Source organism: Mesorhizobium sp. M4A.F.Ca.ET.050.02.1.1, assembly GCF_003997725.1.
GTDB lineage: Bacteria > Pseudomonadota > Alphaproteobacteria > Rhizobiales > Rhizobiaceae > Mesorhizobium.
Genome location: NZ_RZSG01000114.1, coordinates 1 through 11671 on the forward strand (window position 1 = coordinate 1; position 11671 = coordinate 11671).

General features: G+C 62.8%; 8 protein-coding genes. 6 read left to right on the forward strand and 2 right to left on the reverse strand.

What is annotated here, in order from left to right; all coding sequences use genetic code 11:
• The 6 genes from EOA33_RS10930 to EOA33_RS10955 all read left to right on the forward strand — a co-directional run.
• On the forward strand, nucleotides 1-1072 hold a 1072-nt coding region (locus EOA33_RS10930; protein ID WP_127405623.1), incomplete at its 5' end, for a matrixin family metalloprotease.
• A gap of 491 nt (nucleotides 1073-1563) precedes the next feature.
• Nucleotides 1564-3009, forward strand: a complete 1446-nt coding sequence (locus tag EOA33_RS10935; RefSeq protein WP_190234249.1) for an HlyD family efflux transporter periplasmic adaptor subunit — start codon at nucleotides 1564-1566, stop codon at nucleotides 3007-3009.
• A 2-nt stretch (nucleotides 3010-3011) separates the two neighbouring features.
• The gene (locus tag EOA33_RS10940) at nucleotides 3012-5159 is read left to right on the forward strand and encodes a peptidase M50 (protein WP_127405625.1); all 2148 of its coding nucleotides are present in this window, start codon (nucleotides 3012-3014) and stop codon (nucleotides 5157-5159) included.
• Nucleotides 5160-5350: 191 nt separating this feature from the next.
• A complete protein-coding gene (locus EOA33_RS10945) occupies nucleotides 5351-6199 on the forward strand; it encodes a SapC family protein (protein WP_126056241.1) in 849 nt (282 codons plus the stop codon).
• A gap of 45 nt (nucleotides 6200-6244) precedes the next feature.
• Nucleotides 6245-8233, forward strand: a complete 1989-nt coding sequence (locus EOA33_RS10950; protein ID WP_127399904.1) for a prepilin peptidase — start codon at nucleotides 6245-6247, stop codon at nucleotides 8231-8233.
• 79 nt (nucleotides 8234-8312) lie between these two features.
• Nucleotides 8313-9086, forward strand: coding sequence for an efflux RND transporter periplasmic adaptor subunit (locus tag EOA33_RS10955; RefSeq protein ID WP_190234250.1), 774 nt, complete (start codon nucleotides 8313-8315; stop codon nucleotides 9084-9086).
• Between the two features lie 180 nt (nucleotides 9087-9266).
• On the opposite strand, the gene EOA33_RS10960 is transcribed toward EOA33_RS10955, so the two are convergent.
• Both EOA33_RS10960 and EOA33_RS10965 read right to left on the reverse strand, forming a co-directional pair.
• Nucleotides 9267-10307: an EscU/YscU/HrcU family type III secretion system export apparatus switch protein gene (locus tag EOA33_RS10960; RefSeq protein ID WP_126056238.1), complete on the reverse strand. Its 1041-nt coding sequence runs from the start codon at nucleotides 10305-10307 to the stop codon at nucleotides 9267-9269.
• Between the two features lie 12 nt (nucleotides 10308-10319).
• Nucleotides 10320-11671 (reverse strand): FHIPEP family type III secretion protein (locus tag EOA33_RS10965; RefSeq protein WP_190234251.1); only part of this gene is annotated, 1352 nt, incomplete at its 5' end.

Genomic DNA, 11671 nt, shown 5'->3' on the forward strand with positions numbered 1-11671 from the left:
CTCGATCACCGTCAACGGCGCATTCGTCGGCAGCTATGGCTTCAACTCAGCCGTTGCCGATGGCGAGTTCGGCCTGGTGACAGGCAATGCCGGGGCGTCCTTCGACCGGCTGCAGGTCCGCACCAACGCCTCGGCGTTCAGCACCAGCTCCAATCAGCTGGCACTGGCTTCGCCCGGCCAGGCGGGAGACACAGCAACGGCGGTCGGCGTCGATCAGGCCAGGGCGATGCTGGCGCAGGCGATGGCGATCTGGTCGGCCAGCGGCCAACTGGACGCGACAGAGCTTGCAAAACTGTCGAGCCTGGATGTGCAGGTCGTCGATCTGCCTGGCATGGCGCTGGCACAGTCGGTGTTCGGCGCCGTGCTGATCGACCGCAACGCGGCCGGAAATGGCTGGTTCGTTGACCTGTCACCTCTCGACAGCAGCGAGTTCCAGCTCGATGCATCCGGCCACCTGACGGCGTTGCCCGGCGGCGCGGCCGAGGGGCGGATGGACCTGCTGTCGGTACTGATCCACGAAATCGGCCATCAGGCGGGCCTCGATCACGATGACGACGAGACGGGCGTGATGTCGGCTGAGTTGGCCGTCGGCGAGCGCCGGCTGCCGGAGGCCGGATCGGCTGGTGAGGAGGTTGAAACGCAGCTCTTCCATGATGGCCTGGGCGTCTTTGTCGGCGCCAAGGAGCATGGATTGCTTCAGAGCGCTGGCATCGCCCCGGCTCAGGCGGTCGGAGACGTCACCACGATCTCGGCCGCAAGAGCTTCAGGCGATGCGGCGGCGGTAGCGAACTCCGACTCTGAGGCCGATGCAAGCGCGAAACCCGGCGATATCGTGCTGACAGGGGTTACTTCCGGCCTGCAGCCAAGCAGCCAGCCCGACTGGGTGTTTGACGAAACCAGCGGAACCTTCGTTGCCGCGCAGGATCGGCAGCAGGACCGTCCGCATCATGCGGCGCCTGATGCGGATCACGACGATGGCGACGCGGCTTCGGACGACCTCAACGGTCTCGCCGAATGGAGCAACCGCAAGGGGCTGCTGTCGCGCCTGTCCAGTCTGTTTGGAGTACGCTGAGACAATGATGACGGCGCAGTTCATACATTTCGCGAACTGCGTCCGCCGCCTCGAAATGGGTGTCCATGGCCGATAGCATCCTTGAAGGTGACACTCGCAGGATGCTGGATGATACCGGCATCGTCAGCTACAGCGTTCTAGACCAGGCGCTGTGGACACGCTTCCGTGCTGCCGGGACGTCTGATGAGTTCATCGGCGCATGGCTGGGCCTTCTGTGCCGCCAGCTACCCGATGCCTCCGCGGCAGCCCTGGTGCTCGGGGAAGCCGATGCCGGGCCTTATGTGCTGGCCGCCGCATGGCCGAACTCACAGTCGCCGGCCGGCGGGCTTCTCGGCGCCGCCGAAATGGCGATAGGAAAGCGTCAGGGCGTCAGTGTATCGGGTCCGGCAGACGACACACAGATCATCGCGTCCCCGATCCTCATCGACGGACATCTGTTCGGCGCCTGTGCCGTTGCCGTGAAGCGAAACGACGCTGCCTTCACCGACATCATGCGCAAGATCCAGTGGGCCTGCGGCTGGGTGGAAGTGCATGTGCGCCGCGGCATGAGCGATCAGAGCGAACAGGCGGCGCAGCGCAGTCGCTTTGCGTTCGACATGCTGGCGACGGTGATTGAGAAGAAGCAGTACAAGAGCGCCTGCACCGCGCTCGTTACAGAACTCGCCATGCGGTTGAATTGCGACCCGGTCGCTATTGGCGTGATGCGCCGGCGCTGGACGCGCGTTGCGGCGGTGTCCCACTCGGCGGCATTCGACAGCAAGGTCAGTTTCATGCGTGACGTCGCCGCGGCGATGGACGAGGCGATCGACCAGCGGGCCGTGGTCGTCGCGCCATCGCGCGAGGGGCAGGAATATCGCGTCAGCCTCGCGCACGAAGCCTTGACGCGCCAGCACAAGAACGGCGCTGCCCTGACCGTGCCGCTGCAAAGCAACGGCCGGATGACGGGCGCGCTCACTTTCCTGCGGCCCGTCGACGCGCGCTTTGACCAGGAGACGATCTACCTTTGCGACGCAGTTGCGGCCGTGGTCGGACCGGTCCTCGAGGAAAAACGCCGCAACGACCGAACCATCTTCACCAAGGCGCTCGAGGCAGGCTGGATCCAGATCAAGCGGCTGCTTGGCCCACGCTTCATCGGCCGCAAGATCGTGACGCTGGCCGCGGTGGCGATCGCCGCCTACCTCAGCGTCGCCACCTCGCCCTATGCGGTAACGGCGCCTGCTGTCATTCGCGGCTCGGTGCAGCGAACAATCGTCGCCCCATTCAGTGGCTATGTTCTGTCGGAATTCGCCAAGGCAGGCGAAACGGTGCGCAAGGATCAACTGCTGGCGCAGCTCGACGATCAGGACCTTAATTTCGAGCGGCTGCGGCTGGTCACCACCAAGGCTCAGAAAGAAACGGAATTTGACCGCGCGCTGGCGCGTGGCGAGCGCGCCGAAAGCCAGATCATCGAGGCCCAGATCAAGCAGGCGGACGCACAGCTGTCGCTGATCGACGAACAACTGCGTCGCACCCGCCTGGTGGCGCCGTTTGACGGATTTATTGTCTCCGGCGACCTGTCGCAATCGGTCGGCGCGGCGGTCGAGCGTGGCCAGGAATTGTTTCACATCGCGCCGCTCGATGCTTACCGCGTGGTGCTGGAAGTCGACGAAAGCGACATCGAAGACATCAAGATCGGCCAGACCGGCCAGTTGCGGGTCAGCGCATTGCCGAGGGAGCCGCTGACGTACAGGATCGAACAGATCACCTCTGTCTCGCGACAGGGCAACGGCCGCAACTCATTCATGGTCGAGGCTTCTCTCGCCGGGTCCCCCGCGCGGCTACGTCCCGGCATGGAGGGCGTCAGCAAGACCCATGTGGATGAACGGCTGCTGTTCTTCGTCCATACCCAGAAGATGATCGACTGGCTGCGCCTGACCCTCTGGCGCTGGGCGGGCTGAGCATGGACAGGAGCTATTTCAGTTCGTCCTGGTATCGCGTCGCGCAATTGAAGCCGCGGCTGCGAAGCCAGGTGAGCATCCACCGCACGATCTTCCGCGGCCAGGTCTGGTATGTGATGCAGGACCGGACCTCGGGCCGTTTTCATCGTTTCACGCCGGAGGCCTATTTCATCATCAGCCTGATGACCGGCCGACGCACCATGCAGGAAGTATGGGACAGCGCCTGCGAACGCCTCGATGAAAAGGTCATCACACAGGACGCGGTGATCCGCCTTTTGGGGCAGCTTCACGCTTCAGATGTGCTGTTCGGTGACATTCCGCCTGACATTGAGGAAATCGCCGACCGCGCCAGCAAGCAGCACAACCGTAAACTTCTGTCGAAATTCGCCAATCCGCTGGCGATTCGCGTCGGGCTGTTCGATCCGGACGAATTCCTGAACGCGACCTATCCGCTGGTGCGGCCGTTCCTGTCCTGGTTTGGCGGCGTCGCCTTCCTGGTGCTGGTTGCCTATTCGATTTTCCTTGCTGCGATGAACTGGCAGGCGCTGACCGGCGACGTGACCGACCGGGTTCTCTCGGCCGAGAATATCGTGCTGATCCTGATTGCCTATCCCTTCATCAAGGCCTTGCATGAACTCGGGCATGCCTATGCCGTCAAGCGCTGGGGCGGCGAAGTGCACGAGATCGGCGTGATGCTGCTCGTGTTCATGCCGGTGCCCTATGTCGATGCGTCGGAGAGCCTTGCATTCCGGGACAAGTGGCAGCGCGCCCTGGTGGGGGCGGCAGGCATTATCGTCGAGGGGCTGTTGGCCTGTCTGGCGTTGATCGTCTGGCTGAACGCCGAGCCCGGACCGGTGCGCGCCTTCGCTTTCAACGTGATGCTCATCGGCGGCATTTCGACCTTGCTGTTCAACGGCAATCCGCTGCTGCGCTTTGACGGTTACTACGTCCTGAGCGACGTTCTCGAGATACCGAACCTTGGTCAGCGCGCGACCAAATATCTCGGCTATGTGGTGCAGCGGTATCTGTTCGGCATCGAAAGCGCCGAAACGCCGGCAACCGCACAAGGCGAAGAGTTCTGGCTTTTCAGCTACGGCGTCGCCGCGTTCTTCTACCGGATCGGCGTCATGGTGGCGATCGTCACACTGGTCAGCCAGCGCTTCTTCGTCGTCGGCATGATGATGGCCGGGTGGGCGCTGGTGCTGATGGTTGGCGTGCCGCTGGCGCGCCAGCTGTGGTTCCTGTTCACGAGCCCATCATTGAGAAGGACGAGGGGGAGGGCCTTCGCCGTCGTTGCAGCCAGCCTGGCGCTGGCAGCCATGCCATTCTTCGTCATCCCGCTGCCCTACGCGACCGCCGCGCAGGGTGTCGTCTGGCTGCCGGGCGACGGAGTCGTCAATGCCGGTGTCGATGGCGTGGTAGCGGAAATTGTCGCGACTCCCGGCGCCCGGATCGAGCGAGGCGCCCCGATCCTGCGGTTGGAAGACCCGTTGCTGGAAGCGCGGACTGTCCTGCTGGATCTGAGGGCCGGGGAGCTTGAGCGCCGCCTCGAGAAGCTTGATCTCTCCAACAAGGTCGACGCCAAAGTGGTGGCCGAAGAGCTGAGGCTCGCACGCGCCGACCTCGTCCTCGCGCGCGACCGTGCCGAAGCGCTGACGGTACGGGCGCAGGCAAGCGGTACTCTGATCATTCCGTCGGCGAAGGATCTCGACGGCAAGTTCGTGCGCCGTGGCGAGACGTTAGCCTATGTGACGCGGTTCGATCAGCCGACACTGCGCGCCGTGATACCAGAAAGCGACGCCGATCTGGTTCGTAACCATACGGCGTTCGTCGACGTGCGCTTCGTCGAAGACCCATGGGTTTCGCATCCCGCAAAGATCATACGCGAGGTGCCTTCGCTGACCGCAACTTTGCCGAACGCCGCATTGAGCAGAGTGGGCGGTGGGGAGTTTTCGCTCGACCCGACCGATCCTTCGCAGAAGCGGGTCCTTGCCAACTTGATGCATCTGGAATTGGCGCTGGCCAATCCAAGCAAGATCGACCGCATCGGCGGGCGCATCTACGTCCGCTTCTTTCACGGCAATGTGCCGCTCTACGAACGTACGTATCGCTGGATCAGGCAGGTGTTCCTGCGGGTCTATCGGGTCTAGTCTTCCATGAACGGAGGTAATAACTTGTAGTTGGAACTAACTCAATTACCTTGGAATCGTGCCAAATGCAGCATTTCACTTTACAATCCGACGCCGCGGTGGTGTGATCAATACTTGGTGTTGAAGTATTAGTGTTCTACATATCGCGGAAACGATAAATTAACCGAGTTTTCCACCTCAAGGAGGGTTTCATGACTGTGCAGCTTCTTTTCTATCAAGACGCCAAACCGGTAACCTCGGACCGTCACAGGGATGTTTCGATCAAGACGGGTCACTCCTACGCCTTCGCCCGCAATGTGAACTCGGTACCGGTGACGGCTGTCGAATTCGCGCAGGCAGCGGCGGAGTATCCGATCGTTTTCGCGGGCACCGAACAGTCGATCATGCCGGCGGTCATTCTTGGCGTGAAGCAGACCGAAAACCTTTATGTCGACGATGCCGGCAACTGGAGCGGCAAATATGTTCCGGCTTTCGTGCGCCGCTATCCCTTCGTTTTCTCCTCCGATGCCAGCGGCCGGACATTCATCCTCAACATCGACGAGAGCTTTGAAGGCATCAACCGCGAGGGCCGCGGCGAGCGCCTGTTCGACGCCGACGGACAGCAGACGCGCTACCTGAAAGAGGTGCTCGGCTTCCTTCAGGATTATCAGTCGCGCTTTCAGCGCACCAAGCGATATTGCGATCTTCTGAAGTCTCTCGGGCTGCTGCAGCCGATGCAGGCGCAGTTCAATTTGAACAGTGGCGAGCGCCGTTCGCTGGCCGGCTTCATGACGGTCGACCGCCAGAAGCTGAAGGCGATCGATGCCGCCGACCTGCAAACGATGTTCGGAAATGACGAATTGGAGTGCACCTACCTTCACCTCCACTCCTTGCGGCACTTCGCCAACATGCTGGAGCGGATGCCAGCCTCCGGCCCGGATGTCGAGGACACGTCGGAACCGGCACCAGAAGCGACTTCTGCCAAGGCGAAACGGGAAACCGGCAAATCGGCGGCGCGCAAGGGTGGCGACGAAGCGGACATGAGGCTGGAGCAGGCTTAACAAAGTGACGACCGAGATGTCACCCGAGCGTAGAAGGACGGGAGCTTGACGGCGGCTGGGCAAACGGCCGGCGTCCTGCTTCCGGCCCTTGATCTCGGCGCCGAGCGGGAAGACCCGGCGCCGAAATTCCTCGACTGGCTGGACCAGTGGCTGGTTGGCGTGGCCTCGCCGTTGCGGGAGCGGGCAAGGCTGCGGCGGATGTATCGCGCGCTGCCTCGCATCGAGGCACTCGGACGTGATTATGCGGGCATAGCCGAAGTCGAGCTTGTCGAGCGGGTCGCGGCGTTCCGCCCAGTGATGCGCCGTGGCGGCCTGACCCAGACGAACATCGAACGATGCTTCGCGATCGTGCGCGAGATATCATGGCGCAAGCTCGGGCTGCGCCACCACAACGTTCAAATTCTTGGCGGCCTCGCAATGCTTGACGGGCGGGTGGCGGAGATGGCCACCGGCGAGGGAAAGACAATCACCGCCGGTCTCGCCGCATCGGCCGCGGCGCTGGCGGGCACGCCGGTTCACATCATAACCGTGAACGACTATCTGGCGGCACGCGACCTTGCGACGCTCAAGCCTGTCTATGACTTTCTTGGCCTGACCACGGGCCTGATCCAGAGCGGCGACCGGGCAGGGCGACCGCAAGTCTATGCGTCGGACATTGTCTATGCGAGCAACAAGGAAGTTGCGTTCGATTACCTGCGCGATCGCATGGCGCTTGGCCAAAGGACCGGGCTGCTGCACCGCAAGCTCAGCGGCTTCGGCCAAGCCGGCAGTGCGAATTCGCAAACAGTCATGCGCGGTCTGCACCTGGCAATCGTCGACGAGGCCGACAGCGCGCTGGTCGACGAGGCGCGCACGCCGCTGATCATCTCCCAGGAAAGCAATTCCGTCGACGAACGCAACTGGGCGGAAAAGACATTTCGTCTGATCGAGGACCTGCAACAGGATGTCGACTACGTGCTGTTGCCGGACCAGCGCCGTATCGAATTGACGGAAGCCGGCAAGGATAGGCTCTGGACGCGCGCTGAGGCGGCCGATGGATACTGGCGCAACCGCCTCCGACGCGAGGAATCGGCCAGGCAAGCACTCTCCGCATTGCTGCTTTTCCGACGCGGCGAACACTATCTGGTCGCTGACGAGACTGTTCAAATCGTCGACGAATTCACCGGGCGCATCATGGCCGACCGCACATGGAGCGATGGCCTTCATCAGTTGATCGAATTTAAGGAGGGCTGCAAAGTGACCCCGCGCAAACGCACCGCCGCGCGGATCACGTACCAGCGCTTTTTTCGCCGCTATCTGCGCCTCGCCGGGATGTCCGGCACCGCCTACGAGGTCAAAGGCGAATTGGGCGCCGTCTACGGGCTGTCGGTTCTCGCAGTGCCGACACACGTGCCGCCCCGGCGCGCGAAGCTCACGACAATTGTGTGTGCGACGCGCGAGGAGAAATGGAACCGCATCGTGCAGGAGGTCGAGACGATGCGGGCCCTCGGACGGCCGGTACTGATCGGCACGCGTTCGGTCTCTGCATCACAGGAACTCAGCGCATGTCTCGGGCGCGCCGGCGTCGAGCATGCCGTGCTGAATGCCGAGCAGAGCGAGGACGAAGCGAAAGTCATCGCGGGAGCGGGTCGTGTCGGAACGGTGACGGTGGCGACCAACATGGCTGGGCGCGGCGTGGACATCAAGGTCGATCCCGAGGCGCTCGCAATGGGCGGGCTTCACGTGGTGCTGAGCGAGCGCCACGATGCCCGTCGGATCGACCGGCAGATGGAAGGGCGGACGGCGCGCAAGGGAGACCGGGGGTCAACGCGGGACATTCTTTCGCTGGAGGATCCGATCCTCGATCTCGCGCCGCCACGCCTTGTCGAATGGGCCAGCCGGAGTCAAACCTGGTTCAGGCGCCGAGCCGCACTTGCGCTGTTTCGGATAGCGCAGATGCGCGCTGAGCGCGCGCATGCAGCGGAGCGAAAGGACCTGCTCGACCAGGACCGGCGGCTGGGTGTGCTGCTCGCCTTCTCCGGCAAATCCGAATAGACTTGGGCCGGCGGCTGGACTGGCCGCGGCGGGCAGGGAGCCACGTCAAATGCTGCGACCTATCTTCTCCATCGCTGCCGTGTTTCTGGCGGGTGCCGCTCATGCGGCGGCGCTCGATTGCGTCGTCAATCCTTCGATCGTGGTGGGTGTCGGCGGCACGGTGCCTGGCCTTCTGGAGGAGGTGCTGATCGATCGTGGCGACATTGTCAAAAAGGGTCAAATCCTGGCCCGGCTGAATGCCAACACCGAGCTGTCGACTATCGACTTGATGTCCGAGCAGGCGGCCAACACGTCGGAAATCGAGGCCCAGCAGGCACGATACCAACTGGCCGTAAACCGCATGGACCGCTCCAAGCGGTTGGCCAGCATGAACGTCACCTCCCAGGATGCGGTGGAGGAAGCGGTCGCGCAAATGGAGGTCTCCAAGCGCGAACTGGCGCTCGCCGAAACGCGCAAGCGCATTCTCGAACTCGAGCTTGCCCGGGCAAAGACCGTGCTGGGCCAGAAGGTTATCGTCAGTCCGATCGACGGTATTGTCATGGAACGCAAGCTGTATGCCGGCGAGTACCTCGATCAGGACGGGCAACTGGCCACGATCGCACAGCTCGACCCGTTGAGCGTCGAAGCCTTCGTCGCCGACAGCGAATACAGCAAGTTCAGCGTCGGCCTCGCCGTCCGGGTGACCGTCAGCGAGCCGCGCGATGAAGTCCTTGTCGGCACAGTTCAGGTGATCGACCGGGTATTGGACGCGGCCAGCAGGACCTTCGGCGTGCGCATCATGCTGCCCAATGCCGGCAACCGTTTGCCCGCCGGCCAGCGATGCAGGGTCGAATTCGACGTCAAGTCGAACTGAAGCGCTCCGCCTGCACAGCAATGCTGCTTAGTTTCTGCTGACAGGTGGCGAACACGCAGGATGCCCGATCGCGATGGCCCAGCGCGTTGCCGACGGACGGCTCGCCGGATCGCCCATCGTGTTCCCCGATCGGTCGCTCGCGGGAACGATACTTGCTAAGAACAACCGCGCGTTTTTACCTCAAGTGAGTCCGTGCCGGACGAGATGGCGAACGACCGGCGAAAACATCTGCTGGCCGATATAGGATCCGATGCCCGCATTCTCGAAGAGTGGTTCGGCGACGGCCGCATCTTCGACTATCGCGATACGTGCCTGACGCGCCTGAGCTACCATCTCGTCGGCTGCGCGGCCTTGGCCCTTGCCGACGACCGTCGGCACCGGCGTTTCACCCTTGAGGTAACGCAACGCCACGGCGCGGTCGCCGGACACGAAGACGATTACCGCATTTCCAACGCCGAGTTTCGCGGGTTGCATCACCGCTTCGCGCCGCTGCCGCTGCTGTTCGTGGCGGATCAAGGGATCTCCCTCGAGATCCTTGTGCTCGCGCTTGTATTCGGTGGTGGTCATGCGCATGTCGCGCAGGAACAGCCAGCGCTGAATGGGAACATCGATCACGCCGATGACGACGAAGGCAAGCGCGGCGGCAACGCCAAGGGGTATCAGCACCGCCTTGATGATCGGCTCCAGGCATGACGGACCGCAACCCGGCGCATCGAAGAGCGGTTGCAGCCACGCGATCAGAACGAATACGAAGAGGCTTGCCAGCAACATCACCTTGACCAGGCCCTTGCTGAACTCGATGACGTTGCGGAGCGACAGGATCTTCTGCAGGCCCTTCGCCGGGTTTATGTGATCGAACTGCGGCTTCAGCGGCTCAAACGAGAAGACCGGCCCGAACGTCCCCAGCATGCCAAAGGCCAGGGTGAGAACGACGACGATCCCGACCAGCGGCAATGTGGCAAGCATCAGCAACGAAAGAAAATGGCGGATGGCCCGCAGGCTGACATCCGCGAACGGGCCGCTGGTCTCTGTCACGGTCTGCACGAGTTCCGAAAGGTGCTTGAACAGCATCGGCCAGGAAAAATAGAGATAGCCGAGCGCCGCGAGAAACGTGAAGCCGGAGACCAGGTCGCGGCTCTGCGAAACCTGGCCCTTGCGGCGAGCGTCGCGGAGCTTCTTGTCCGACGCCGGTAACTTCTTTTCCTCAGCTTCTTCGGCCATGTTGCAATCTCGTCATGAGGCAGCCTCTTGCCCGGCTTTCGCCTGAGCCGACGGCAGCGCCTGCGAGCGCGCGCCGGCCCTGCCGGTGCGGCCGGTGATCGTGGCCAGGGGCTGGACGTTGAATTCCTGCGCGAGTTCCTGGAACGACAGAACCGGAAGCTCGATGGCATTGTGCATCAGCAGGCTGCGCATATGCCGGCGCACGTCCATCGCGGCAAGCACGACCGGCGAGACATCGATGGAGCTCTGCGACAGGGCTCGCTCGATCTCGGTGACCAGGGCCTGCGCGTCATCGTCCGAAAGGTTCAGGAATGTGCCGGTCGATGCGCTTTGCACCGCGTTGCGCAGGATATCCTCGGCCGACCGCTGCAGCACATAGGCCGCGATGATGTTGTTGCGGCCGGCGGAGCGGAAGCTGATCTGGCGCTTCAGGGATGTGCGGACATATTCCGTCAGCAGGACAACGTCCTGTTCGCGCTGGCCCCATTCGATCAGCGCTTCGAGGATGAGGCGCAGATTGCGGATCGGCACGTTTTCGCCGACAAGCCGGCGGAGCACTTCCGCGATCTTCTGCAGCGGCACGATCTCCTGGGCCTGCCTGACCAGATCCGCGTAGTCCGGCTCGATGTCTGACAGGAGCCTGCGTGTCTCCTGAATCCCGACGAAATGGCCGGCATAGAGCCGCAGTGCATTTCCGGTCCACTTGGCCGCCGTTTCCGCTGGTGCGGAAAAGGCGAAGCCGGCCTCCTTCAATGCCGCTATCTGGCTGTCATCGACCCACGCGAATCTACGCTGACCGGCAATCGACGAGCCGTCTTCGTAAGTCACCTCGAGCAGGTCGAGGTGCGTCGCATCCGCCTCGACGAGAACGCGGTCGGCAGGAATTTCGGCATCCAGGATCGGCGCGCCTTCCAGATCGACGCGGATGCTTCGTGATGAAAGCATCTCGTCGACCTGCATGCCGATGGCCGGAACGTCGATACCGAGATCGCCGAAGAGCTCGCGGCGCACGCCATCGGCCAGCGCGGCAAATTCGGGCTCAGGGATCGAGCGCCCGAGTTCGGCTCCGAAGCGCACGACGATGCGGTAGGACGAAGGCAGCGTTCCGGTAGGGATTGCTGAAAGCGCCGCGGAATTCCCCGGTTGTTCGCGCGTTACGATCTGGCCGGCGTCGTCGTCAGGCTCGGATTCCCGGGCGGTACGGCGACTGATTGCGTAGGCGCCGGCACCGAAGCTGGCGCCGAGGATCAGGAACACGATCGACGGAAAACCTGGCACGATGGCAAGGCCGACCATGATCACCGCGGCAAGACCGAGTGCTCGGGAGTCGCGCAGCAGCTGGCTGGTAATTTGCCGGCCAAGGT